The organism is Actinoplanes sp. NPDC049598, assembly GCF_040675435.1.
In the GTDB taxonomy this organism is placed as follows: Bacteria; Actinomycetota; Actinomycetes; order Mycobacteriales; family Micromonosporaceae; genus Actinoplanes.
In genome coordinates this window covers 79,707-103,468 of record NZ_JBFAOX010000011.1, presented here as the reverse complement: position 1 = coordinate 103,468, position 23,762 = coordinate 79,707, and the positions used below count along the sequence as shown (strand labels likewise).

General features: G+C 71.3%; 21 protein-coding genes. 13 read left to right on the top strand and 8 right to left on the bottom strand.

Annotation, left to right across the window (positions count from 1 at the left end; translation table 11 throughout):
* Nucleotides 1–69 precede the first annotated feature (69 nt).
* Complete coding sequence (locus AB0J66_RS25045; protein WP_364665002.1) at nucleotides 70–714, bottom strand: maleylpyruvate isomerase N-terminal domain-containing protein; 645 nt, start codon at nucleotides 712–714, stop codon at nucleotides 70–72.
* Between the two features lie 64 nt (nucleotides 715–778).
* Between AB0J66_RS25045 and AB0J66_RS25040 the strand changes: the two genes are divergently transcribed.
* Together AB0J66_RS25040 and AB0J66_RS25035 are read left to right on the top strand one after the other, a co-directional pair.
* The gene (locus AB0J66_RS25040) at nucleotides 779–2,122 is read left to right on the top strand and encodes a M28 family metallopeptidase (RefSeq protein ID WP_364664999.1); all 1,344 of its coding nucleotides are present in this window, start codon (nucleotides 779–781) and stop codon (nucleotides 2,120–2,122) included.
* A gap of 26 nt (nucleotides 2,123–2,148) precedes the next feature.
* Nucleotides 2,149–3,210, top strand: coding sequence for a DUF3616 domain-containing protein (locus tag AB0J66_RS25035; protein ID WP_364664996.1), 1,062 nt, complete (start codon nucleotides 2,149–2,151; stop codon nucleotides 3,208–3,210).
* A gap of 51 nt (nucleotides 3,211–3,261) precedes the next feature.
* Here the strand turns inward: AB0J66_RS25035 and AB0J66_RS25030 are convergent, their stop codons facing one another.
* The 3 genes from AB0J66_RS25030 to AB0J66_RS25020 all read right to left on the bottom strand — a co-directional run bounded on the left by AB0J66_RS25030 (nucleotide 3,262) and on the right by AB0J66_RS25020 (nucleotide 7,116).
* Nucleotides 3,262–5,241: an FtsX-like permease family protein gene (locus AB0J66_RS25030; protein WP_364664994.1), complete on the bottom strand. Its 1,980-nt coding sequence runs from the start codon at nucleotides 5,239–5,241 to the stop codon at nucleotides 3,262–3,264.
* A gap of 76 nt (nucleotides 5,242–5,317) precedes the next feature.
* Nucleotides 5,318–6,049, bottom strand: a complete 732-nt coding sequence (locus tag AB0J66_RS25025) for an ABC transporter ATP-binding protein (protein ID WP_364665576.1) — start codon at nucleotides 6,047–6,049, stop codon at nucleotides 5,318–5,320.
* A 74-nt stretch (nucleotides 6,050–6,123) separates the two neighbouring features.
* Complete coding sequence (locus AB0J66_RS25020; protein WP_364664991.1) at nucleotides 6,124–7,116, bottom strand: LLM class flavin-dependent oxidoreductase; 993 nt, start codon at nucleotides 7,114–7,116, stop codon at nucleotides 6,124–6,126.
* An 18-nt stretch (nucleotides 7,117–7,134) separates the two neighbouring features.
* On the opposite strand from AB0J66_RS25020, the gene AB0J66_RS25015 reads away from it, so the two are divergent.
* The 3 genes from AB0J66_RS25015 (at nucleotide 7,135) to AB0J66_RS25005 (ending at nucleotide 11,109) form a co-directional block, all read left to right on the top strand.
* Entirely contained in the window at nucleotides 7,135–7,617 is a 483-nt protein-coding gene (locus tag AB0J66_RS25015; RefSeq protein ID WP_364664988.1) for a DUF664 domain-containing protein, read from the top strand.
* A 61-nt stretch (nucleotides 7,618–7,678) separates the two neighbouring features.
* Nucleotides 7,679–8,428: a hypothetical protein gene (locus AB0J66_RS25010; protein WP_364664985.1), complete on the top strand. Its 750-nt coding sequence runs from the start codon at nucleotides 7,679–7,681 to the stop codon at nucleotides 8,426–8,428.
* Between the two features lie 26 nt (nucleotides 8,429–8,454).
* Nucleotides 8,455–11,109 carry a LuxR family transcriptional regulator gene (locus AB0J66_RS25005; protein WP_364664982.1) on the top strand — a complete coding sequence of 885 codons (2,655 nt, stop codon included), beginning with the start codon at nucleotides 8,455–8,457 and terminating at the stop codon, nucleotides 11,107–11,109.
* Nucleotides 11,110–11,653: 544 nt separating this feature from the next.
* On the opposite strand, the gene AB0J66_RS25000 is transcribed toward AB0J66_RS25005, so the two are convergent.
* Nucleotides 11,654–12,112 carry a DUF6082 family protein gene (locus AB0J66_RS25000; protein ID WP_364664980.1) on the bottom strand — a complete coding sequence of 153 codons (459 nt, stop codon included), beginning with the start codon at nucleotides 12,110–12,112 and terminating at the stop codon, nucleotides 11,654–11,656.
* Nucleotides 12,113–12,684: 572 nt separating this feature from the next.
* Nucleotides 12,685–13,359: an ElyC/SanA/YdcF family protein gene (locus AB0J66_RS24995; RefSeq protein WP_364664977.1), complete on the bottom strand. Its 675-nt coding sequence runs from the start codon at nucleotides 13,357–13,359 to the stop codon at nucleotides 12,685–12,687.
* Nucleotides 13,360–13,400: 41 nt separating this feature from the next.
* Between AB0J66_RS24995 and AB0J66_RS24990 the strand changes: the two genes are divergently transcribed.
* Entirely contained in the window at nucleotides 13,401–14,156 is a 756-nt protein-coding gene (locus AB0J66_RS24990; protein WP_364664974.1) for a GNAT family N-acetyltransferase, read from the top strand.
* On the opposite strand, the gene AB0J66_RS24985 is transcribed toward AB0J66_RS24990, so the two are convergent.
* Complete coding sequence (locus AB0J66_RS24985; RefSeq protein WP_364664971.1) at nucleotides 14,149–16,395, bottom strand: glycoside hydrolase family 3 N-terminal domain-containing protein; 2,247 nt, start codon at nucleotides 16,393–16,395, stop codon at nucleotides 14,149–14,151. The genes AB0J66_RS24990 and AB0J66_RS24985 overlap by 8 nt on opposite strands.
* A 176-nt stretch (nucleotides 16,396–16,571) precedes the next feature.
* Complete coding sequence (locus AB0J66_RS24980; RefSeq protein ID WP_364664968.1) at nucleotides 16,572–16,805, bottom strand: hypothetical protein; 234 nt, start codon at nucleotides 16,803–16,805, stop codon at nucleotides 16,572–16,574.
* Nucleotides 16,806–16,917: 112 nt separating this feature from the next.
* Here AB0J66_RS24980 and argC point away from each other — a divergent pair, with 112 nt between their 5' ends.
* Genes argC through AB0J66_RS24945 form a run of 7 tightly spaced genes read left to right on the top strand, consistent with a single transcriptional unit; the run spans nucleotide 16,918 to nucleotide 23,759 of the window.
* Nucleotides 16,918–17,919, top strand: coding sequence for an N-acetyl-gamma-glutamyl-phosphate reductase (gene argC / locus AB0J66_RS24975; RefSeq protein ID WP_364664965.1), 1,002 nt, complete (start codon nucleotides 16,918–16,920; stop codon nucleotides 17,917–17,919).
* Complete coding sequence (gene argJ / locus AB0J66_RS24970) at nucleotides 17,916–19,088, top strand: bifunctional glutamate N-acetyltransferase/amino-acid acetyltransferase ArgJ (RefSeq protein ID WP_364664963.1); 1,173 nt, start codon at nucleotides 17,916–17,918, stop codon at nucleotides 19,086–19,088. The genes argC and argJ overlap by 4 nt, the downstream gene beginning before the upstream one ends.
* On the top strand, nucleotides 19,085–19,990 hold the full coding sequence (gene argB, locus AB0J66_RS24965) for an acetylglutamate kinase (RefSeq protein ID WP_364664960.1): 906 nt from the start codon (nucleotides 19,085–19,087) through the stop codon (nucleotides 19,988–19,990). Before argJ ends, argB begins: the two co-directional genes overlap by 4 nt.
* Nucleotides 19,987–21,135 carry an acetylornithine transaminase gene (locus tag AB0J66_RS24960; RefSeq protein ID WP_364664957.1) on the top strand — a complete coding sequence of 383 codons (1,149 nt, stop codon included), beginning with the start codon at nucleotides 19,987–19,989 and terminating at the stop codon, nucleotides 21,133–21,135. The genes argB and AB0J66_RS24960 overlap by 4 nt, the downstream gene beginning before the upstream one ends.
* Nucleotides 21,132–22,061 carry an ornithine carbamoyltransferase gene (gene argF, locus AB0J66_RS24955; protein ID WP_364664955.1) on the top strand — a complete coding sequence of 310 codons (930 nt, stop codon included), beginning with the start codon at nucleotides 21,132–21,134 and terminating at the stop codon, nucleotides 22,059–22,061. Before AB0J66_RS24960 ends, argF begins: the two co-directional genes overlap by 4 nt.
* A complete protein-coding gene (locus tag AB0J66_RS24950) occupies nucleotides 22,058–22,564 on the top strand; it encodes an arginine repressor (protein WP_364664952.1) in 507 nt (168 codons plus the stop codon). The genes argF and AB0J66_RS24950 overlap by 4 nt, the downstream gene beginning before the upstream one ends.
* Entirely contained in the window at nucleotides 22,557–23,759 is a 1,203-nt protein-coding gene (locus AB0J66_RS24945) for an argininosuccinate synthase (protein WP_364664949.1), read from the top strand. The genes AB0J66_RS24950 and AB0J66_RS24945 overlap by 8 nt, the downstream gene beginning before the upstream one ends.
* Nucleotides 23,760–23,762 lie beyond the last annotated feature (3 nt).

The window sequence follows — 23,762 nt, the reverse complement described above, 5'->3', positions numbered from 1 at the left end:
GTCCACCGGGTCAGGGTCGGCGTCGGGCGGGCCCCACGAGGCGACGTGCAATCTGGCGATGTTTCGGCGTCAGCCGAGGACTGGCAAGGCGGCTGCTGCGGGGCGTTGGGCCGGCGTGGGGGACTCGCGGCCGGTGCCGAGCAGGACCACGGTCTCGTCGGACCAGGTGGGTGGCAGGGGAGTGCCGGCGAGGGCCTCGATGGTGCGGCGGCCCAGGTGCAGGGCCGGTGGGTGGGCGGGGGCCGACGTGATGTCGAGGTGGTGCACGGCCAGTTCGACGGCCCAGGTGGCCAGGAAGTCGGCGTACGGCAGGACGTGGCCCTGGAAGCGGACGGCCGGCGGGGTCAGGGTGCGCACGGCAGCGCGTACGCCCTCGGTTGTCGGCGTGAGGTGAGGCAGCAAGCCGGACGGGCGATGGTAGGCGGCGGCCAGCCGCCGGACGAACTGGACCCCGGCGAAGTCGGTCTCCGAGGGGGAGAAATCGCGCCAGTAGGAGGCGGCGTCGGTGTCCGGGGGCGCGTCGGTGGAGGACACGCAGCCGAGCAGCATCTCCTGCAAGCCCATGTGGACGTGGACGAGCGCCTCGGACACGGTCCAGCCGGTGCAGCGGCTCGGGGCGAGCAGGTCGCGGTCGGTGAGCCCGGTCGCGACGGCCAGGAGGAGATCCAGCTGGCCCAGGAACGCCGGTCGCGCCTCATCAAGGTCGACATGCATGCGGCCTCCTTTACCCGGAAAACAAAGATAGACATCTGTCGCTACCTGGGTGAGAGTGGAGCCCATGGCCAAGTCGACGAGGCGTACGTTCCTGTCGGTGTCCGCGGCCGCCGTGGCCGCTCCGTGGGCGGCGGGTGAGGCCAAAGCCGCGAGCCCGCCCGAGCTGAGGCAGATCCTTCAGGAGATCAGCCCCCGGCGGGTCGAGGCCGTCGTCCGGCGTCTGGTCTCCTTCGGTACGCGGCACACGCTCTCCGTGCAGGACGACCCCGCGCGCGGGATCGGGGCGGCGCGCGACTGGATCTTCGCGGAGCTGCAGCGGTACGCCCGGGGGACGCCCATGACGGTCGAGCTGCAGTCGTTCGTGCAGCCGGTGTCGCCGCGCGTGCCGCAGCCGACGCGGATCACCAACGTGATCGCGACGGTGCCGGGCACGGTCACCCCGGAGCGCCTCTACGTGGTGACCGGCCACTACGACTCGCGGGTGACCGACGTCATGAACGCCACCGCCGACGCGCCCGGCGCCGACGACGACGCGTCCGGGGTGGCGGTGATCATGGAGTTGGCCCGGGTGTTCGCGCGGCGGCGGCCGGAGGCGACGCTCGTCTTCGCCGCGGTGGCCGGGGAGGAGCAGGGACTCTACGGCTCCGACCACATGGCGCAGGTCTACAAGGACCGTGGGGCCGACATCCAGGCCATGTTCAGCAACGACATCGTCGGGACGGGTGACGCCCACGACGGCACGGCACCGAAAAACCGCCAGGTGCGGCTGTTCGTCGAAGGCGTACCCACCTCCGAGACACCGGCCGAGGCGACGACCCGGCTCAGCGTGGGCGGCGAGAACGACGGGCCGTCCCGGCAGCTGGGGCGGTTCGTGGACCGGCTCCGGACCGACCTGGACGTCCGGGTCATCTGGCGGCGCGACCGCTACCTGCGGGGCAGCGACCACATCTCGTTCCTGCTCCGCGGCTACCCGGCGGCCCGCTTCACGGAGCCGCGGGAGAACTTCGCCCACGAGCATCAGGACGTACGCGTCGAGAACGGCACCCAGTACGGCGACCTCATCGAATTCTGCGACTTCGACTACATCGCCCGCGTCGCCCGCACCAACGCGGCCGTGGTGTGGTCGCTGGCCCAGGCCCCCGGCACCCCGAAGGGCGTGGTCATCGACACCACGCAGCTGACCAACGCGACGACGTTGCGCTGGCAGCCCGGGACCGAACCCGACCTGGCCGGCTACGAGGTCGTGTGGCGCGAGACCACGGCCCCCGACTGGCAGCACAGCCGCGACGTGGGCCAGGTGAACACGGTCACGATCGATCTCTCCAAGGACAACGTGTTCTTCGGCGTGCGGGCGTACGACCGCAGCGGAAACCGCAGCCCGGTGAGTGCCCCTAAGCCGTCCCCCTGATTGCCGTCCGGTGCGACGATGACGGCATGACCTTGGAACACACCGTGCGCCTGCGGTTCGGGGACGCGTCCCGATCGGCCGCGACGCACACCAACCTGTCGGCCGTGCGGCTCGACGGGCCGGTCCTGTGGATCGCCGGCGACGAGACGGCGACCCTCGAACGCCTCACCGTGGACGACCCCGCCCAGCCGACCGACTTCGGTGACGAGCGCAGCTTCCGCCTGGCCGACTTCGTCGACCTGCCCGGCGTCGACGCCGACGAGGAAGCCGACGTCGAGGGCCTGGCCCGCACCGGGCAGTTCCTGTGGGCGATCGGCTCGCACAGCCTGCGCCGCAAGCAGATCAAGGAACGGCACGAGGGCGCGAAGGCGCTCAAACGGCTGGCCCGCGTCGAAGGCCAGGACAACCGCCAGATCCTCGTACGGCTCCCGGTCGTCGACGTCGACGGCCTGCCCACCCCCGTCCGCGAGGTCACCGTCGACGGGATCCGCCACCGGGCGGCCGCCCTCGGCAAGCGGGACGCCCTGCGCACCCTGCTGCGCCACGACGAACACCTGGGCCCGTTCCTCGACATCCCCGGCAAGGACAACGGCCTCGACATCGAGGGCATCGCCGTCCGCGGCGACCGCGTCTACCTGGGTCTGCGGGGCCCGGTCCTGCGCGGCTGGGCCTTCGTGCTGGAGCTGCGGCCGTACGTGGACCACGACGAACCCGACCGTCTGCGCCTCACCCCGTTCGCGGACGGCAGGCTCTACCGCAAACACGTCCTCGACCTGGACGGCCTGGGTGTGCGCGACATGTGCCCCCAGGGCGACGACCTGCTGATCCTGGCCGGCCCGACCATGGACCTCGACGGGCCCGTCCGCATCTACCGCTGGCACGGCGCGGCCGTGGCCGAGGAACCGGTCATCGTCCGCTCCGACCTGATCAGCCGGGTTCTGGAGCTGACCTACGGCGAGGGCGACGACCACGCCGAGGGCCTGAGCCTGGTCGGCGACGATCGAGTGCTGGTCGTTTATGACAGCCCGGCACCCATCCGCCTCACCGACGACGGCTCGGTGATCGCCGACGTCCTCAAGCTCCCCTAGATCAGCGGCCGTTCAAGATCTGCGGCGGATCTTGGACGGCGGGCTTGAAGGCTATGCGGCCCTCAGCTGAGTCACCGGCTGCGGGCGGGTGGCCGACAGCGAGGTGATCAGCGTCGTCGTTGCGGTGACGAGCAGAGTGAGTGCGGTCACCGCGGCGATCAGGGTCCATGGGAGATCCAGGGTGGCGGTGCCGGTCACGGACTTGGTGGTGGTCAGGACGGCGATGAGGGTGGCGCCGGCGGCCACCCCGCCGAGGAGCAGGGCGGAGACCGTCACGGCGTACGCCTCCACGAGCGCCGATCGCACGACCTGGGCGCGGGTCATGCCCGTGACGCGGGCCTCGGCGAACTCGCGCCGCCGGGTGGCGGCGCCGATGACTATCGAGTTGACGACGCCGATCAGGGCGTAGAGGCCACCCAGGCCCAGGACGATCAGCATGATCTTCTCGTTGGTGGAGTTGGCGGCCTCGGCGTCGGCCCGCAGCCAGTGGTCGAGGGTCGAGACAGTCCCGATCTTGGCCAGGGCGGCCTGGGTGTCGGCCCGGTCGGCGCCGGGGGCCAGGGTCACGAAGGAGCGGGTGGGGGCTTCGGCCAGCTCGGCCGCGCGGATCAGGCCGGCCGGAACGAGGAGATTGGCACCGCCGCTCATGGCGGCCGGCACGCTGGCCACCACCGGCACCTCGCCGAGATCACGGGACGGCAGGCGCAGCCGGACGATGCCCTTGGTGGGGGTGTCACCGCCGGGACCGGCGGCGACCTCTCGGCCGGTCAGGCCGGGCAGGGAGGTGCCGTGCGCTTGGTTGTACGCCGCGGAGTCGATCACCAGGAGGCGGACCACCTCGGTTTCTTCGTCCTCGCCGGACCCGGTGGTGATCTCCGCCGGCAGCTCGGTCTCGGTCGAGACCGCAGCGACGCCGGGCGAGTCCCGAAACGCGATTCCGGGCTTGGTTGTGGAGGCGGCGTGGGGCGGAGGCGTGGAAGCGTCGGCAGGGGCGGCGCCGGGCTGAGTTGTGGAAGCGCCGCGAGGGGCGGTGCCGGGCTGCAGCGCCGGGGTGGCGGGATCCCCCGTGAGGGTGGCGGGGCCGGTGGACTCGACGACCAGGTCGGCGTGGGTCTGGGCGGCCAACTCGCGTACGCCTGAAGTGGTGAAGGAGGCGCCGGCGCCGACGTTGCCGACGATCAGGGCGACCAGCACGATCATCGGGGCGGCGACCGAGGCCGAGCGGCGGCGGGCGTCGCGCAGGTTGGCCCGGGCCAGGCCGCCGGGGCCGGTGACGGGGACCAGGCGGGCGATCAGCGGGACCAGCAGCGGGGCGAAGGCGACCACGGCCACCGCGGCCGGGATCGGGACGTTCATGGCCATCGCCATGCCGCCGGCCGGGCCGCCGTGCGGGGCGATGATGATCAGGGCGAGGGCGCCGCCGAGGAAGAGCAGGCCGATCAGGGCGCGGCTCCAGCTCATCACGCGGGCCGCGGCGCCGGTCTCGCGCAGGGCTTCCAGGGGGCGGACCCGGGACGCGCGGCGGGCGGCGACCAGGACACCAGCCACGGCGAGCAGGATCCCCGTACCGAACGAGACCCCGAGGATCCACGGCCGCCACTCGCCGGCGAAGCCCGGCGGCACGAAGTCGAACTCGCGCATGAGCCAGGCCTGGAAGTTCATCACCGCGAGGCCGGCCGGGATGCCCAGCAGCGCGCCGAACGTACCGAGCAGCAGGGCCTCGCCGAGCAGCATCCGGCGCAGCTGGCCGCGGCTGGCGCCGACCAGGCGCAGCAGGGCGAGATCGCGGCGGCGCTGGTCGACGGTGAAGGCGAACGTCGAGCTGATGATGAAGCCGGCCAGGAACACCGCCCCGCCCAGCACGACGCCGAGCATGGACACCGCGGCCGCCGTGCCGTCGGCGAACTCCATCCGCTGGGCCGCGCTGTAACCGGCCGGCGGGTCGAGCAGCGCGGCCGTGATGAGCAGCAGCAGCGACGATTGCACGAGCGCCACCCCGAGGGTGACCGACAGCAGCGCGCCCAAGACCATCCGACCGCCCCGCCCGCCACCCAAAGCCAGACTAAAGGCTGAGCTCACGCGCTCGGCCAAACTCCGCCAGGCCATGTCAGCGCTCCCAAGCGGCCAGGCGGTCGGCGACCGCGCGGGTGCTCGCGCCGGCCAGCCGGTCGACCACCCGGCCGTCGCGCAGGAAGACCACGGCGTCGGCCCGCGACGCGGCCCCGGGGTCGTGGGTGACCATCACGATGCTCTGGCCGGCGTCGGCCATCGCCCGCAGCAGATCGAGCACGGTCCGGGCCGCGGTGGAGTCCAGCGCGCCGGTCGGCTCGTCGGCGAAGAGCACCTCGGGCCGGGTCACCATGGCCCGGGCGATCGCCACCCGCTGCTGCTGGCCGCCGGAGAGCTCGCGCGGCTTGTGCCGGGCCCGGTCGGTCAGCCCGACCGCGTCGAGCGTGGCCCGCACCTGCGCCCGCGAGGGCCGGCGACCGGCCAGGCGCAGCGGCAGGGCCACGTTCTGCTCGGCGGTCAGCGAGCCGATCAGGTTGAAGCTCTGGAACACGAAGCCGACCCGGGTCCGGCGCAGCGAGGTCAACTGCCCGTCCCCGGCGGTCGTGATATCGGTGTCGCCGATCAGCACCCGGCCGCTGTCGACCCGTTCCAGGCCCGCGGCGCAATGCAGCAGAGTGGACTTGCCGGAGCCGGACGGGCCCATCACGGCCGTCCAGCCCCCACGGGGGAATTCGAGGGTCACATCGTCGACGGCCCGGACCGCGGCGGGACCGCGCCCGTAGACCCGGCTGATCCCCTCCAGCGCGACGGCGGCCCCCGTCATCGTCATCGTCGTCATGCCGATGACGCTATTTTTCCGCCGGCCCGAAAACCCTCCCGCCGACCCCCGTCTTCAAGGTGGTGTTAACTCCTCCATCCGAGCGCCGGGCCCAGCTTGGTGGCGATGTCGGTGAGGATCTGGACGTAGTCCTCGTGCTCGAAGCTGAACGGCAGGGCGAACGCCACCTCGTCGATCTCGCGGTACGCGGCGTGGGCGTGCAACTGCTCGGCGATCTCGGCCGAGGAGCCGAGGTAGTCGCGCGAGAACAGCATTCGCGCCGGACCCTGGGGCTCCAAAGTGCGGGGAGTGCGCTTGTCGACGTACGCCCGGTATTTGGCCTTTTGCTCCTGGGACGCGGAGTCCGTGGGAATGACGACCAGGCCCTGCGAGACGCGGCCCGTGGGGTTGGCCGCGCGGAAGGCGCGCACGTGCGAGAGCTGGATCTCGGCGAAGTCCGTGCCGTCCTCGGCCTTGACGACGCTGCTGGTCAGGAAGTTCATCCGGTGCTCGCCGGCCCATTGCGCGGAGCGGAGGCTGGCCCCGCCGTACCACATGCGGTCGCGCAGGCCCGGGGAGTGCGGCTCGACCCGGGGCGAGAACACCTCGAAGCCCTGGGTGCCCTCGAAGTCGGTGGCCGGCTCACCCGCGACGAAGCCGAGCAGGCGCTCGACCCGCGCGTAGCTGAAGTCCTCGTCGTGGTCGGGGTAGAGGGCCGGCTTCACCTTGTCGTAGTTCATCGGCGGGCCGACGCTGACGCCCGGGTTGAGCCGGCCGCCGGAGAGGATGTCGACGGTGGCCAGATCCTCGGCCAGGCGCAGCGGGTTCTCCCAGCCGAGCGGGATGACGGCGGTGCCGAGCTCGATCCGGGACGTACGCTGCGAGGCCGCGGCCAGCACGGCGACCGGCGACGAGATCCCGTACTGCAGGTGGCGGTGCCGCACCCAGGCGCTGTCGAACCCGAGGTCCTCACCCCGCTTGATGATCTCCAGGGTGGTCTCGTGCCCCGGCCGCGGGTCGGCCCCGTCGAAGAGCCCGATCGTCAGAAAACCCAGCTTGCGCAGTGATCCATCCGCCATGGCCCTACCCTGTCACGAATGACGGCCCTGGAGGACGTGACGTTCCCTTCACCTCCCTTTCCTACCGGCGAGATCGAGCTTCAGCTGCGCTGGCTCGACTTCCTGCGCGGCGCGGTGCTGCGCAAGGCCCTCGGGGTCACCGACGAGCAGGCCCACTGGCGGCCGGACGGCAAATTGCTCCCGTTGGCCGGTCTGGTCAACCACCTGACCGGCGTCGAGCGGCGCTGGATCGACGGCGTCCTGCTCGGCGGCTCGACCTTCAAGGACCCCGGGGAGTACGAAGCCACGGGCGTCACCATCGACGAGGCGGTTGCCGCATACCGGGAACGGGCTGTGGCGACCGGCGACGCGGTGCGTGCCCTGGGCGACCTCGCGGCACGGTCGCCGGACGGCGAATACGACCTGCGCTTCGTGTTGCTGCACCTGATCAATGAGACGGCCCGCCACGCGGGGCACGCGGACGCGGTGCGCGAGCTGCTGGACGGCACGGTCGGGGAATGACGGCGGCCGGATCACGGTCGACCGCGGTCACGCCATCGGCTCGGGCCGTTACGCTGCGAACATGCTGATCACGGTGGTGGCTGATTACGGGCTCGGGGATCTGGCGTTCGCGGAGGTGCGGCAGCGGTTCGCCCGGCTGCTGCCGGAGGCCGAGGTGAGCGCGGTGCCGGTACCGGCGTTCGACACCGTGAGCGCCGGGTTCTGCGTGGCCCAGCTGGCGTTCGGGGACGGGCCGGCCGACCGGATCGTCTACGCCAACGTGGCGCCGCGGGCGGACGAGGACGAGGCGCGGGCCGACAACGCGGGGGAGCCGCTGGCCGCGGCCCGGCTCGACTCGGGGGTGCTGGTGGTCGGGGTGGCCTCGGGGGCGTCGCTCTCCTTCCTGGCGGCGGAGGGCGTGGCCGTACGGGCCGTGGCGGTGCCCGACGCCGGGTCGCAGTTCCGTTCCCGGGACGTCTTTCCCGGGGCCGTGGCCGCCCTGGCCCGCGGCGAGGACGTGCTCGGTGACGAGTTGCCGGTTCCGCCGCCGCCGGCGAACGCCGTGGTCTACACCGACGGCTACGGCAACCTGAAGACGTCGTACGTCGAGGCTCCGGCGCCCGTCGGCACCTCCGTACGGCTGCGGATCGGTGACGTGACCGCCCAGGCCGTCGTCAGCGACGGGGTTTTCGCCGTGCCCGCCGGCGAGATGTCCTTCGCGCCCGGCAGCTCCGGCTGGGGGCGGCCGTTCTACGAGCTTCTGCACCGCGGGGGCAGCGCCGCCGACATCTTCCACCGGCCGGGATCGGGAACGCCGGTCGAGATCGTCTGATCGCTGTTTGCACTACAGTCCGGCGGGTGGGGGACACGCTGGTCGGACGGGACGACGTGGTCGCCGCCGTGCGGGCGCTGCTGGACGGCGCCGCGGCCGGGTCGGGCGGGGCGCTGGTGCTGCACGGGCCGGCCGGCATCGGCAAGACCGCCGTGCTGGATCGGGCCGCGCAGGCCGACGGCTTCCTGGTGCTTCGCGGGGCGGCGGCCCAGGAGGAGTACGTCCTGTCGTTCGCCCTCGTGACGCAGATGGTCGGCCCGGTGGCCGAGGAGAGCCCCTTCGTCGTGGGACGGGAGCTGCTCGACCGGATCACGACGCTGGCCGAGCAGCAGCCGGTGCTGATCATCGCGGACGACCTGCACTGGGCCGACACGGCCAGCGCGAGCGTGCTGGCCTTCCTCGGGCGCCGGCTCGGCGCCGACCGGGTGGCGCTGCTCGGCGCGTACCGGGACGACGAGTCCGCGCCGGCCGCGGGCGGCGGTCTGCCCGAGCTCGCGCTGGGCCCGCTGGCCGACGACGCGGCCGACCTGATCGTCCGCCGGCACGCCCCGGACCTGCCGCCGGTGACCCGCCGCCGGGTGCTGGCCGAGGCCGAGGGCAACCCGCTCGCCCTGGCCGAGTTCGCCGTCGCCGCCCGCTCGCCGGAGGCGCTCGCCCACGGATCGCTGGCGCTGACCGAACGGCTGGAGAAGGCGTTCGCCGACCGGGCGGCCGGCCTGCCGGAGAACGTCCGGGTCGCGCTGACCGTGGCTGCGCTCGGTGAAGGCGCGGTGGACGAGGTGGTCGCGGCGACCGGCCTGGTCATCGGTGGGCCGTTCGGCTCCGACGACCTCGAGCCGGCGGTGGCCGGCCGGCTGATCGACCCGCCGGCCCGGCTCGGTGCCGTCCGGTTCCGGCATCCGCTGATGCGCTCGGCGATGCGGCACGGCGTGAGCGAACCGGTGCGGCGGGCCTGCCACCGCGCGCTGGCCGAGGTCAACGGCGACGACCCGTACCGTCGGGCCTGGCACCGCGCGGCCGCCGCCGACCGGCCCGACGAGGACCTGGCGGCCGAGCTGGAGGCGGCCGGCAAGCTCGTCTACGCGGCGGCCAACCCGGCCGCGGCCTACCGGATGTACCGGCGCGCGGCCGAGCTGACCCCCGAGCACGCGGCCCGGCAGCGACGCCTGGCCGCCGCTTTGTTCGCGGCGTTCGACATGGGTGACCACCGCGAGGTCGTACGGCTGTGCGGGGTGATCGACCCGGCCCCGCTGGACCTGCCGACCCGGCTCGCCATCGCCCTGCACGAGGAGGTGCTGGTCGACCGCCGCTGGTCGGGCAGCCTGCTGCTGACCCACTTCGCCGACGAGGCGGGCCTGCTCCCGCCGGGCACCGACGCCGACCAGGTCGTGCTCGCCCTGCGCGTGCTCACCATGCGGCTGTACTGGGGCATCGGCGAGGGCGACCCGCTGCGCGGGGCCATGCTCGAGATCCTCGACCGGCTACCCGACGGCCCGGCCTCGTCCGCCCGGATCCTCAGCGAATGCATGCTCGCGCCGGTCGACCGGGCCGCCTCGGTGCTCGAACAGCTGCGCCGCACCCCCGTCTCGTCCGCCCTGCAGCCGGTCGAGCTCTGGGAACTCGGCCTGGCCGCGCAGGTCTGCGGCGACATGGCGACGGCCGGGCGGCTGCTCACCCGGGCCGTCGCCGGCATGCGCCAGGGATCGTCCGTGGTGGACTTCGTCAACGCCCTGAGCAGCCTCTGCCTGCAACTGCTGCTGGAAGGCGACGTCCGCCAGGCCGCCGTGCTGGCCGACGAGATCACCGCCCTGGTCCCGGAGGCCGGGATGCCGCTCTACGACCCGACCGCCCGGGCCATGGGTGCGGCGGCCGCGGGCCTGCGCGGCGACGCCACCACGGCCGAACAGCTGGCCGCGCAGGCCGAGCAGGTCCTGGTGCCGTTCGGCGCGGTCCCCGTGCTGGCCCTGGTCCGGATGTGCCGCGCGTTCACCGCGCTCGGGCAGAACCGGCCCGACGAGGCGTACGAGGAACTGGTCACCGTCTTCACCCCGGGCGCCAGCAGCTACCACCACGCCTTCCGCCTGCTCCTCGTGCAGCCCTTGGCCGAGGCGGCGATCCTGGCCGGCCGCCGCGACGACCTGGCCGCGCTGATCGACGAGATGACCCCCGTGGCCGTACGAACGGGGTCGCCGATCCTGCGTACCGGCCTCGACTACGCCCGGGCGGTGCTGGCCGACGACGACACGTCGTTCCGCCACGCGCTGGCCGACCCGCAGCTCACCGTGCTGGGCCGGGCCCACCTCGAGCTCGCCTTCGGCCGCTCCATGCGCCTGCGCCGCCGCGCCGTCGAGAGCCGCTCCTACCTGCGCAGCGCCCAGCACACCTACGAGGCGCTCGGCCTGGCCCCCTGGGCCGACAACGCCCGCACCCACCTCCGCGCCGCCGGCGAACGCGTCGAAACCCCCACCTCCGACGCCGCCGACCTGCTCACCCCGCAGGAGCTGCACATCGCCGCCCTGGCCGCCCGGGGCCTGACCAATCGCGAGATCGCCCAGCGGTTGTATGTTTCCCACCGGACCATCGGCGCCCATCTGTACCACATCTACCCCAAGCTGGGCGTGACCTCCCGGAACGAGCTGGCGGGCGCCTTGGGCCCGATCCCGGGGGAGTTCGCCGCTTAGCATGACCGCTCGCTGCGATGTCATTTTGGCGATGTTGCCGACTGCTCGGTCGCTAACGGCCATATTGCAAGATTGTCTGAGCGGGTCAGAACACGAATGAGTGCAGGAAGGTCTTGCGCCCTCGGGCATAATGGCGACGGGGGAACGGACCGAGGATTTCAAATAGCGGCACTGCGGATAATTGTGTGGAAGATCGTCTCGTGCGTTGCGTTGTTCGTCGTCATCGCTTAGGTCACGATGCAGTACGCACAGCTCAAGGGTATGCGGCGAGATGCTTACGCCGAATTTAACGGTTCGCAAGTATCTGACGAACTTCTTCGAGAGTGAGATACCACGGCTCTACTGGCACAGGCATGGCCTCTGGAACCGTAGAGGTGGGCGCTTGACGGTCTCAGGCGATGGTCAACGACGAGTACTTCCGGGTTGTCGCATCGGGCCCGCCCTCGCGGAGGATAGAGTCGTTCGACCCGTTCTCGACCGTGTTCGCAGCGGTGGCCGTGGCCTCAGCGGGAAGGCTGCCCTGACCAACCGCAAAGCGCCTGATTCAGCGGGCGTCTGGGGTGGGGGGAACATCAGGGATGGATTCCTGGACCGAGTTTGCGTTGACGGCGTCGCGGTAGGCCTGGGTGGCCAGTTCACGGAAAAGCATGACCCAGTGCGACACCCACAGATTCAAGACCATCCAACGCCGCATCTCGTTTCTGGGCACGCCCGGCATGGCCGGGAAGGCGAGATCCGGATCGCTGAGCGAGACCTTGACCAGCTCGATCTGCTGCGCCCGTCTCGTCGCGGCGTCGGCCAGGCGAGCTTGGCGCCACTGCAGCACCAGCGACGCCGCGATGCCGCAGAGCGCCAGCGCCGACAGAATCGCCGAGATGCCGCCGTACGCCTGGCCGACATCGGCCAGCGCTCGCCAGTCGATCGGCTCCCGCGTCACCAGGCTCACCAGCCACGGTGAGGACATGATCGCCACCACCAGGCAGACCATGACCGTCACCGCCATGGCACGCCCAAGATTCGAACGTCCAGTACTTACCCGAAAACCGGCCATGCCCTCATATTCGCCCAGGGCGGCAAGTCGATCATTCGATGGGAATAGGGGACCGTGGACACAAATGATCTACCTCAGCGGCTGAGGCACAATTCGCCGGTCATCAAACGCTCCGCGCAGGATGGGAATGAGGGTTCGGCAAGCACCTTAGCGGCTGTTTCCTCAGACGTGGGACAGGTTGGTGGAATTGATTTGCCGCCGCATCGCTGCTTGCGCGGGGAGACTACATGATCGCGCAGGCCATGCCGGACGGAGACGGCGGCACCGGTCGAGGGCGCCCCTGTACGACCTCCCGGTGGTCCGGCCGGAATTGTCAGGGGGCGAGGCGCAGGTTGCCGGTCTTCACGTCGTCGACGAAGTTCTGCCACTCGGTGGCATCGAGTGGGTGGTGCAGTGGCTGCTGCGGCGCCAGGCGTTCTCAGCGTGGAAGAGGTGGACGCGGGCCATGGCGGGCTCCCTGGCGACGGGCTTAGGCTGGCCAGAAGCACGCTGACCGGTTGTTGAGCGAGTTGCGGAGAAACGGGCTAACGGGCCAGGGCCTCTTCGACCGTGGTCTCGTGGCGGCCCAGGAAGACCGGGTCGCGGTGGGTGAGGGTGTCGGCCAGGGCCTTGACGATGGCGCCGCGTTCGCGGATCACCGAGTTGCGCCAAGGGGCCTTGTAGATCTTCACGGTGTCGTCGCCTACGCCGTTGGTGGTGATGCCCTCGGTGCGGCAGAGAGCCACGGCACGGTCCAGGTGGTAGGTCTGGGTGACGATGGTGGCCGAGGTGACGCCGAAGATGCGCTTGGCCCGCACGCACGAGTCGTAGGTGTCGAAGCCGGCGTAGTCCAGGGCGATCTGCGACGCCGGGACGCCGTGGGCGATCAGGTAGACCTTCATCGAGCCGGGCTCGTCGTACTCCCAGCGGCTGTGGTCGCCGGAGACCAGGATGGCCTTGACCTTGCCGGTCTCGTAGAGGCGCCGGGCGATGTCGAGGCGGGCGGCCAGGAACGGCGAGGGGGAGCCGTCGGCGTAGACCTCGGCGCCGAGGACGATCGCGACCGGGGCGGCCGGGACGTCGGCCTCGCTGAAGACGTGGCCGCGGGCCTGACCCCGGACCCACAGCTCGCCGCTGAGCAGCACCGCGGCGGCCAGGAGGGTCAGGACGACGCCGGCGAGGAGGCCGCGGCGCAGCCGACGGCGGGTGAGGATCAGCACGTCGCCGACTTTGCCAGGCCGGGTCAAGGCAGCATGGCGGGGTGCTCACGCTTGACGATCTCGCCGCCGCGACCGGACACGACCCGCTGATGATCTGGGCCGCCGACCGGCCGGAGGCGCGGGTGTTCGCCCGTCCCGGCGCGGTCGCGGTGGCCTGCCCGGATCTGTCGCGCCGGGACCGGATGCCCGTGCACGGCGATCCGGGCGCCGTGGCCGCCCTCCTGCGCGACGTTCTGCCGCTGGTCGGGCCGTCGTTCCGCCCGCTCGGGGCCGAGCCGCTGCTCACCGCCGTCGCCGAACGCCTGCCGACCATCGAGGTGGCCGGCCGCTTCGGCTGGATGGACACGGCGAGGCCGCCGGAAGCGAGCGGCTGGATGGACACGGCGAGGCCGCCGGCCATGGACCAGGGTCAAGATCCGCGCTGGCTGGGGGCGGGCGAACTGCCTGAGGTCACGGCGCTGCTCGATCGGGCTTTCCCGGAGACGTACGCCCGTCCGGGCGGTTCCGGCGTCCAGCGCTGGGCGGGTGTACGGGGTGAGGACGGCACCCTGCTCGCTGTGGCCGCCGACGCCTGGTCCAGTGACCGGATCGGCTTCCTGGCCGGCGTGACGACGGCGCCGGAGGCCCGGGGGCGGGGACTGGCCGCTGCCCTCTGCGCCTTTGTGACCAGGGAGCTGCTGGAGGGCCACGACCGGGTGGCGCTGTTCGTGGATTACTGGAACAGCGCCGCCCTGGCCACCTACAACAAGCTGGGCTTCGGGTTGAAGCCCTTGGCCGCGGCCCACCTCGTCAGCTGATCGTGAAGCCGGCCCGCAGCAGGTCGCGTTCGCGCGAGCTCGGGCCGACCAGCAGCTCGAAGTCGCCCGGTTCGACGACGCGCCGCCCGTCCGCGGTGACCAGCGAGCAGGCGCCGGCCGGGAGCTCCAGGTCGACCGTCCGGCTTTCGCCGGGCGGGATCGAGACCTGGCGGTACGCCTTCAGCTCGCGCCCGGCCCAGGTGACGCTGGTGACGAGGTCGCTGATGTACGCCTGCACGGTCTCCACGGCCGGCCGGGCGCCCGTGTTGGTCAGGGTCACCGTGGCCCGCACGACGCCGTCGGGGCTGACCGACGGCGTGGTGACGGTCAGGTCCTCGTACCGCACGGTGGTGTAGCTCAAGCCCTCGCCAAAGGCGAACAGCGGATCCTGGGTCAGGTCGGCGTAACGGTCGCCGTGCTGGCCGCGGATGGTGTTGTAGTAGACCGGCTGCTGGCCGACGTGCCGGGCCACCGACAGCGGCAGCCGGCCGGTCGGCTCGATGTGGCCCAGCACCAGCTCGGCGATGGCCCGGCCGCCGCGCATGCCCGGGTTGAAGGCCTGGATGATCGCGGCCGCGCCGAGGGCCGACTCGGGCAGCACCGACGGCTTGGACTGGACCAGCACGACGATCATCGGGGTCTTGGTGGCGGCGATCGCGTCGAGCAGCGCGATCTGGCCGCCCTGCAGTTCGAGCGTGGCCGTCGACTTGTGCTCGCCGGTCAGGTTGACCGTGTCGCCGACCACCACGACCGCGTAGTCGGCCCGGATCGCCTTGTCCCGGGCCACGTCGATGAGGTGCCGGTCGACCGGGGCGGCCTGCGAGATCGGCGGCCGGGGCTGGCCGTCGGGGTAGGTCTCGCCCTCCGGGTCGGGCACGAGACGCTCGATCTCGGCGCCCTTGGCGTAGTCGATGTCCCAGTTGGCCGGGGCGACCGCGCGGAAGCCGTCGAGCACGGTCTCGATCAGTTCGCGGGGCTGGCCGTCGGGCAGCCAGTCGATCTGGCCGGAGTCGCCGGCCCAGTCGCCGAGCTGGGCCGACGGCGAGTCGGCGTTGGGGCCGATGACCGCGATGCGCTTGAACTTGCCGGCCGGGTCGATCGGCAGCGTGCCGTCGTTGCGCAGCAGGATCAGCGAGCGGCGGGCCACCTCGAGGTTGAGCTCGCTGTGCCCGGCCGCGCCGATCACCAGCTTCTGCCGTTCCGGGCTCGGCGCCCGCGGGTCCTCGAACAGGCCGAGCTCGAACTTCAGGCGCAGGATGCGGCGTACGGCCTCGTCGATCTCCTCCTCGGCCAGCAGGCCGCGCTCGACCGCCTCCTGGGCGCCCTCGAAGAAGCCCGGGGTGACCATGACCAGGTCGTTGCCGGCCTTGACGGCGACCGCGGCCGCCTCGGCGTAGTCGGCGCAGACGCGCTGCTCCCACACCATCCGGCCGACGTTGTCCCAGTCGGTGACCAGCGTGCCGGTGAAGCCCCACTCCTGCTTGAGGACGTCGTTGAGCAGCCACTTGTTGGCGGTGATGGGCACGCCGTCCATCGACTGGTAGCCGAGCATGAAGACCCGGCAGCCCTCGCGGGCGACCCGTTCGAACGGCGGCAGGAACCATGAGCGCAGCTTGCGCGGGCTCAGGTCGGCCTCGCTGGCGTCGCGCCCGCCCTGGGTCTCCGAGTAACCGGCGAAGTGCTTGGCCGTGGCCAGGATCGCCGTCGGGTCGGTCAGGCCGCCGCCCTGGTAGCCGCGGATCATCGCCGAGCCGAGCTCGCCGATCAGGAACGGGTCCTCGCCGAAAGTTTCGTCGACCCGGCCCCAGCGGAGATCACGGGTGATGCACAGGACGGGGGAGAAGGTCCAGTGGATGCCGGTGGCCGAGACTTCGACCGCGGTCACCCGGGCCACCCGTTCCAGCAGCTCCGGATCCCAGCTGCCGGCCATGCCGAGCTGGGTCGGGAAGATGGTGGCGCCCGGCCAGAACGAGTGGCCGTGGATGCAGTCCTCGGCCGTCAGCAGCGGGATCTGCAGCCGGGTCTTGGCCACCAGGTCGATCGCCTCGAGCATCTTGGCCGGCGAGGTGTGCAGGATCGAGCCGGCGAGCTGCTCGCTGACGATCTCCTTCACGTCGCCGCGGGCGTCCAGCTGGAGCATCTGCCCGACCTTCTCGGGCAGGGTCATCCGGCTCAGCAGGTCGTCGACCCGCTGGTCGACGGACAGGGACGGATCCCGGTACGGGGGGACGTCGGGCACGCGCGCCTCCGGTCGCTCTCGACCGCGGTGGCACGGTCAACGAAACAGTGAACGACTCGGAGTCTGACAGCTCGGAACCGGTTCCGGCAGCCCGGAACGGTTCCGAAACTTTTCTTCCCCCATCCAACCACCCCACCGCCGCCCTTAATCGGAAGGAAACCTATCCCGACAACCGCTTAGTTGTCAGGGTCGCTCTCGTCGATGCTGGGCACCTCCAGGCCGGCCGCCTCGATGGCGTCCAGGCGGGCCTCCACGGCCTCCTTCTCGCGCTGCACGAGGGTGGCGTACTCGGCCAGGGCGCTCGGGTCCTCGGTGTCCTCCAGCTTGTCGAAGAAGCGCTGCGTGTTGCGGACGGCCTCCGAGTACGCGGCGGCGGTCTCCCGGATAGCGATGATCGTCTGGTCTGCCATGGCGCCAGTCTTACCACCGGCCCGGTGGTTTCACTCACTCGCAGGGTAAATGGTGTTGCTCGTCGCTCGTGAGCGTTGATACGGTCTTCTGCATATTCATACGGAGGTTGGCATGGGGATCCGGGTCGCGGTAGCGGGAGCGAGTGGGTACGCGGGTGGGGAGGTGCTGCGCCTGCTGGCCGGGCACCCCGAGTTCGATGTGGTGACGGCCACCGCCCATACACAGGCGGGTACGCACGTCACCGCCGTACATCCTCAGCTCGTGGGTCTGGACCTGACGCTCAGCGCAACCGACGCGGCCGGCCTGAGCGGCGCTGACCTGGTGTTTCTGGCTTTGCCGCACGGGCAGTCGGCGGCCCTGGCGGCCCAGCTGCCGGAGACGGTGAAGATCGTGGACCTCGGGGCCGACTTCCGGCTCAAGGACGCGGCGCCCTGGGAGAAGTATTACGGCGGCCGGCACGCCGGCACCTGGACGTACGGGTTGCCCGAGTTGCCCGGTCATCGTGACGCGATCAAGGCGTCCACCCGGGTCGCCAACACGGGGTGTTATGCGGCCACCATCACGCTCGCGCTGGCTCCGCTCATCGCGGCCGGGGTGGCCGACCCGGCCGACGTGGTCGTGGTGGCCAGCTCGGGCACCTCGGGCGCGGGACGCTCGGCCAAGGTGAATCTGCTGGCCAGCGAGATCATGGGTGACCTGTCGCCGTACAAGGTGGGTGCGCACCAGCACGTGCCGGAGATCAAGCAGGCCACCGGGGCGACGTCACTGTCGATGACGCCGGTGCTGGCGCCGATGCCGCGCGGCATTCTGGCCACGGTCACGGCGCGTGCGCTCACCGAGGACGACCCCCGTGAGGTGCTCGCCGCGGCGTACGGCAATGAGCCTTTTGTGCATGTGCTGCCCGCAGGGCAGTGGCCACACACGGCGGCCACCTCCGGCTCCAACTCGTGTCATCTCCAGGCCACCGTCGATGTCGACTCGGGCCGGATCGTCGTCGTCAGCGCCCTGGACAACCTCGGCAAGGGCGCCGCGGGCCAGGCCGTCCAGTGCGCCAACCTCATGTTCGATCTGCCCGAGACCATGGGCCTGTCCGTGTTCGGAGTCGCACCGTGACCGTCACCCACCCGAAGGGCTTCCGGGCCGGCGGCGTCGCCGCCGGGCTGAAAGCCAACGGCAACTCCGATGTGGCCCTCGTGGTCAACGACGGGCCCGACTTCACCGCGGCCGGGGTCTTCACCGGCAACCGGGTCAAGGCGGCGCCCGTGCTCTGGAGCCAGCAGGTGCTCAAGGGCGGCATCGTGCGCGCGGTCGTGCTCAACTCGGGTGGCGCCAACGCCTGCACCGGCCCGCAGGGCTTCCAGGACACGCACGTCACCGCCGAGCACACCGCGACCGTGCTTCGCGGCGGCCCCCGGCCGCAGCTGATCGGGGCCGGCGACGTGGCGGTCTGCTCGACCGGCCTGATCGGCGAGCGCCTGCCCATGGACAAGCTGCTGCCCGGCGTCACCGCGGCGGCCAAAGCGCTCAAGCCCGACGGTGGCCCGGCCGCGGCCGAGGCGATCATGACGACCGACACGGTCGCCAAGAACGCGGTGGTCCAGCGGGACGGCTGGTCGGTCGGCGGCATCGCCAAGGGCGCCGGCATGCTGGCCCCGGCCCTGGCCACCATGCTCGTGGTGATCACGACCGACGCCTCGGCCAACAACGAGGTGCTCGACGCCGCCTTGCGCGAGGCGACCCGCGTGACGTTCGACCGGATCGACGCCGACGGCTGCATGTCCACCAACGACACCGTGCTGCTGCTGGCCAGCGGCGCCTCCGACCGGCAGCCCACGCCGGAGGAGCTGACCGCCGCGGTGACCGAGGTCTGCCACGACCTGGCCCAGCAGCTGATCGCCGACGCCGAGGGCGCCACCAAGCACATCGCGATCGAGGTCAAGGGCGCGGCCAGCGAGGCCGACGCCGTCGAGGTGGGCCGCACGGTCTGCCGCAACAACCTGGTCAAGACGGCGCTGTTCGGCAACGACCCGAACTGGGGGCGGATCCTGGCCGCGGTCGGCACCACCCAGGCCCGCTTCGAGCCGGACCGGGTGGACGTGGCGATCAACGACGTGTGGATCTGCAAGGGCGGCGCGGCGGCCGAGGACCGCTCCAAGGTCGACCTGACCGGCCGCGACGTGAAGATCACGGTCAACCTGCGCGAGGGTGAGATGGAGGCGACGATCTGGACGACCGATCTGTCGCACGCCTACGTGCACGAGAACTCGGCGTATTCGTCGTGACGCCGATCGAGAAGGCCGGGGTGCTGATCGAGGCGCTGCCCTGGCTGGAGCGCTTCCACGGGGCCACCGTAGTGATCAAGTACGGCGGCAACGCGATGATCAACCCTGCGTTGCAGGCGGCGTTTGCCGCGGACATGGTGTTCCTGCGCTATGCCGGGATAAAGCCGGTTGTCGTGCACGGCGGCGGGCCGCAGATCAGCCGGATGCTCGACAAGATGGGCATCGAGAGCGAGTTCCGCGGCGGGCTTCGAGTGACGACGCCCGAGGCCATGGACGTGGTCCGGATGGTCCTGGTCGGACAGGTCGGGCGTGAACTGGTCGGCATGATCAATCAGCATGGGCCGTTCGCGGTCGGGCTCTCCGGTGAGGATGCTCGACTGTTCACGGCGGTCCGGCGCACTGCCGTGGTCGACGGATCGCCGATCGACATCGGCCAGGTGGGCGACGTGGGCCGGGTGGACACCTCGGCGGTGGACGACCTGATCGCGGCCGGGCGGATCCCGGTCATCGCGTCGGTGGCGCCGGATGCCGATGGCGTGGTGCACAACGTCAACGCCGACACGGCGGCGGCGGCGCTGGCCGAGGCGCTCGGCGCGCGCAAGCTGGTCGTGCTGACCGACGTGCCGGGGCTCTACACGAACTGGCCGGACACGTCGTCGCTGACCTCGCGGATCGACGCCGACGCGCTCGAGAAGCTGCTGCCGTCGCTGGAGGCGGGCATGGTTCCCAAGATGGAGGCCTGCCTGCGGGCGGTACGCGGCGGGGTGCCCGCGGCCCATGTCGTCGACGGCCGGGTCGAGCACTCGACGCTGCTGGAAGTTTTCACCTCGGAAGGAATCGGAACAATGGTGGTGCCCCCATCCGACCGCCCCGCCACCGCCCTTAAAAGGACTGAAGCATGACCTCCTTGATTGATCGCTGGTCGCAAGCCGGCATGAACAACTACGGGGCACCGCAGGCGGCGTTCGTCCGAGGCGAGGGCGCGGTGCTGACCGCCGAGGACGGCAAGCAGTACGTCGACTTCCTCGGCGGGATCGCCGTCAACGCGCTCGGACATGCCCACCCGGCCGTGGTCGAGGCTGTTACCCATCAGGTGCAGCAGCTCGGGCACATTTCTAACTTCTACGTGGCGGAGCCGCCGGTGGCCTTGGCCGAGCTGCTGCTTGCGCTCGCGGGCCGCTCCGGGCGGGTGCTTTTCACCAACTCAGGCGCCGAGGCCAATGAGGCTGCCTTCAAGCTTTCGAGGCTGACGGGCCGGACCCGCGTCGTGGCGACAAATGGGGCATTTCACGGCAGGACCATGGGCGCCTTGGCGTTGACCGGTCAGCCCACCAAAGCGGACCCCTTCCGGCCGTTGCCGGGCGACGTTGAGCACGTTCAGTTCGGTGACCTGGCCGCGCTGGAGCAGGCCGTCACCAGCGAGACCGCCATGGTCATCCTGGAGCCGATCCAGGGTGAGAACGGCGTGGTGGTCCCGCCCGCGGGATACCTCGCGGGCGCCCGGGCCATCTGCGATAAAACGGGCGCGCTGCTCGTGCTCGACGAGGTGCAGACCGGCGTCGGGCGTACCGGCCACTGGTTCCACCACCAGAGCGAGGGCGTCGAACCCGACATCATCACCCTGGCCAAGGGGCTCGGCGGCGGCCTGCCGCTGGGCGCCTGCATCGCCTTCGGCGCGGCGGCCGGCCTGTTCACCCCCGGGTCGCACGGCACCACGTTCGGCGGCAACCCCATCTCCTGCGCGGCCGGGCTCGCGGTGATCCGTACGATCGCCTCCGAAGGTCTGCTCGACCACGTCAAGCGGGTCGGTGAGCAGCTCCGGCGCGGTCTCGAAGGCCATCCGCTCGTCGACCACGTCCGCGGCGCCGGCCTGCTGCTCGGCGTCGTGCTCAAGGAGCCGATCGCGGCCCGGCTCGCGGCCGACCTCAAAGAGGCCGGTTTCCTGGTCAACGCCCCCGCCCCCGGCGTCATCCGGCTCGCCCCGCCGCTGATCATCAGCACCGAGCAGGCCGACGCCCTCATCGCCGCTTTCGAGGAACTTTCATGACCCGGCACTTTTTGAAAGACGACGACCTCACCCCGCAGGAGCAGAGCGAGGTTCTGGACCTGGCCGCCACCATGAAGGCCGACCGGTTCGCCTACAAGCCGCTCACCGGCCCGCGCTCGGTGGCCGTCTTCTTCGACAAGGTCAGCCTGCGTACCCGGCTGTCGTTCGAGGCCGGCATCGCCGAGCTCGGCGGCCAGCCGGTCATCGTGGACACCCAGGCCACCCACTTCGGCCGGGGCGAGTCGCTGGCCGACGCCGGCCGGGTGGTCGAGCGTTACGTGGCCGCCATGGTCTTCCGCACCACCGGCGACGAGCGGCTGACCGAGCTGGCGTCCGGGGTCAAGGTCCCGGTGATCAACGCGCTCACCGACGGCTACCACCCCTGCCAGCTGCTGGCCGACCTGCTCACCATCCGCGAGCGGCTCGGATCGACGGCGGGCAAGAAGCTGGCGTACGTCGGTGACGCCGCCAACAACATGGCCCACTCCTACCTGCTGGCCGGGGCGACGGCCGGCATGCACGTCCGGGTGGCCGGCCCGCCCGGGTTCGACCCGGCGGCCCCCGTGGTGGCCCGCGCGGCCGAGGTCGCGGCGTGGACCGGCGGCTCGGTCGAGGTGCTGCGCGACCCGTACGAGGCGGTCGACGGGGTGGACGTGGTGGCCACCGACACCTGGACGTCGATGGGGCAGGAGGACGACGGCCGCGACCGGCTCACCCCGTTCTGGCCCTACCAGGTCAACAAGGACCTGCTCGCGGCCGCGGGCGCCGGCGCCATCGTGCTGCACTGCCTGCCCGCCCACCGCGGCGAGGAGATCACCGACGACGTCATGGACGGCGCCCAGAGCGCGGTCTTCGACCAGGCCGAGAACCGGCTGCACGCGCAGAAGGCCCTGCTCGCCTGGCTGTTGGCGGTGAATGCGCAGTGACCGGGCCGGTGACCCGGGCCGGCCGGCACGCCCGGATCGGTGAGCTGATCAGGGACAAGGCCATCCGGTCGCAGACCGAACTCGCCGAGCTGCTGGCCGGCGAGGGCGTCCAGGTCACCCAGGCCACCCTCTCCCGCGACCTCGAGGAGCTGGGCGCGGTGAAGGTCAGCGGCGCCTACCTCATCCCCGAGGACGGCAAGCGGCCGCTGCGCGAGACCACCGAGCAGGGGCCGGCCCGGCTCCTGCGGCTGCTCAAGGAGCTGCTCACCGGCGTGGACGCCAGCGGCAACATCGCCGTCCTGCGTACCCCGCCCGGCGCGGCCCAGTTCCTGGCCAGCGCCCTGGACCGCTCCGGGCTGACCGATGTCGTCGGCACCATCGCCGGCGACGACACGATCTTCGTCGTGGCCCGCGACGTCACCGGCGGCCGGGCGTTAGCTGAGAAGCTCGCCGACTGGGCCGGGCACCACAGCGACCACCTTGAAAGGAGTACCCGTGACTGAGCGGGTCGTTCTCGCCTACTCCGGGGGCCTCGACACCTCCGTGGCCATCCCGTACCTGGCCGACCAGACCGGCGGCGAGGTCATCGCGGTCGCCCTCGACGTCGGCCAGAGCGGCGAGGACATGGACGTCATCCGGCAGCGCGCCCTCGACTGCGGCGCCGCCGAGAGCGTCGTGGTCGACGCCCGCGAGGAGTTCGCGGCCGACTTCTGCCTGCCCGCCGTGCGGGCCAACGCCCTCTACATGGACCGCTACCCGCTGGTCTCGGCGCTCAGCCGCCCGCTGATCGTGCGTCACCTGGTCGAGGCGGCCCAGCGGCACGGCGGCACGATCGTGTCGCACGGCTGCACCGGCAAGGGCAACGACCAGGTCCGCTTCGAGGTCGGCATCGGCGCCCTGGCCCCTGATCTCAAGGTGATCGCGCCGGCCCGCGACTTCGCCTGGACCCGGGACAAGGCGATCGCGCTGGCCGAGGAGAAGGGCCTGCCGATCGACGTCTCGCACAAGTCGCCGTACTCCATCGACCAGAACCTGTGGGGCCGCGCGGTCGAGACCGGCTTCCTCGAGGACATCTGGAACGCCCCGATCGAGGACATCTACTCCTACACCCAGGATCCGTCGGTGGCCCGCGACCCGGACGAGGTCACCATCACCTTCGACCGCGGTGTCCCGGTGGCGATCGACGGCGAGACGGTCACCCCGCTGCAGGCCATCACCGAGCTCAACCGGCGCGCCGGCGATCAGGGCGTCGGCCGCCTCGACATGGTCGAGGACCGCCTCGTCGGCATCAAGAGCCGGGAGGTGTACGAGGCCCCGGGCGCGATCGCTCTGATCACCGCCCACCAGGAGCTGGAGAACGTCACCGTCGAACGCGACGTGGCCCGGTTCAAGCGCACGGTCGACCAGCGGTGGGGCGAGCTCGTCTACGACGGCCTCTGGTTCTCGCCGCTCAAGAAGGCGCTGGACGCCTTCATCGAGGAAACCCAGCAGCACGTCTCGGGCGAGGTACGGCTGGTCCTGCACGGCGGGCGGGCCACCGTCACCGGCCGGCGTTCCGAGGCCAGCCTGTACGACTTCGGGCTGGCCACCTACGACACCGGCGACACCTTCGACCAGAGTCTGGCCAAGGGCTTCGTCCAGCTCTGGGGCTTGCCGTCACGCATGGCGTCGGCCCGCGACCGGCGTCTGGGAGACTGACTC

What these genes read in the sequence shown, in the direction of transcription:
- AB0J66_RS25045 (WP_364665002.1), bottom strand. Translation starts at nt 714, where the DNA reads ATGCATGTCGACCTTGATGAGGCGCGACCGGCGTTCCTGGGCCAGCTG.
- AB0J66_RS25040 (WP_364664999.1), top strand. Translation starts at nt 779, where the DNA reads ATGGCCAAGTCGACGAGGCGTACGTTCCTGTCGGTGTCCGCGGCCGCC.
- AB0J66_RS25035 (WP_364664996.1), top strand. Translation starts at nt 2,149, where the DNA reads ATGACCTTGGAACACACCGTGCGCCTGCGGTTCGGGGACGCGTCCCGA.
- AB0J66_RS25030 (WP_364664994.1), bottom strand. Translation starts at nt 5,241, where the DNA reads ATGGTCTTGGGCGCGCTGCTGTCGGTCACCCTCGGGGTGGCGCTCGTG.
- AB0J66_RS25025 (WP_364665576.1), bottom strand. Translation starts at nt 6,049, where the DNA reads ATGACGATGACGGGGGCCGCCGTCGCGCTGGAGGGGATCAGCCGGGTC.
- AB0J66_RS25020 (WP_364664991.1), bottom strand. Translation starts at nt 7,116, where the DNA reads ATGGCGGATGGATCACTGCGCAAGCTGGGTTTTCTGACGATCGGGCTC.
- AB0J66_RS25015 (WP_364664988.1), top strand. Translation starts at nt 7,135, where the DNA reads ATGACGGCCCTGGAGGACGTGACGTTCCCTTCACCTCCCTTTCCTACC.
- AB0J66_RS25010 (WP_364664985.1), top strand. Translation starts at nt 7,679, where the DNA reads ATGCTGATCACGGTGGTGGCTGATTACGGGCTCGGGGATCTGGCGTTC.
- AB0J66_RS25000 (WP_364664980.1), bottom strand. Translation starts at nt 12,112, where the DNA reads ATGGCGGTGACGGTCATGGTCTGCCTGGTGGTGGCGATCATGTCCTCA.
- AB0J66_RS24980 (WP_364664968.1), bottom strand. Translation starts at nt 16,805, where the DNA reads ATGGCAGACCAGACGATCATCGCTATCCGGGAGACCGCCGCCGCGTAC.
- argC (WP_364664965.1), top strand. Translation starts at nt 16,918, where the DNA reads ATGGGGATCCGGGTCGCGGTAGCGGGAGCGAGTGGGTACGCGGGTGGG.
- AB0J66_RS24960 (WP_364664957.1), top strand. Translation starts at nt 19,987, where the DNA reads ATGACCTCCTTGATTGATCGCTGGTCGCAAGCCGGCATGAACAACTAC.
- argF (WP_364664955.1), top strand. Translation starts at nt 21,132, where the DNA reads ATGACCCGGCACTTTTTGAAAGACGACGACCTCACCCCGCAGGAGCAG.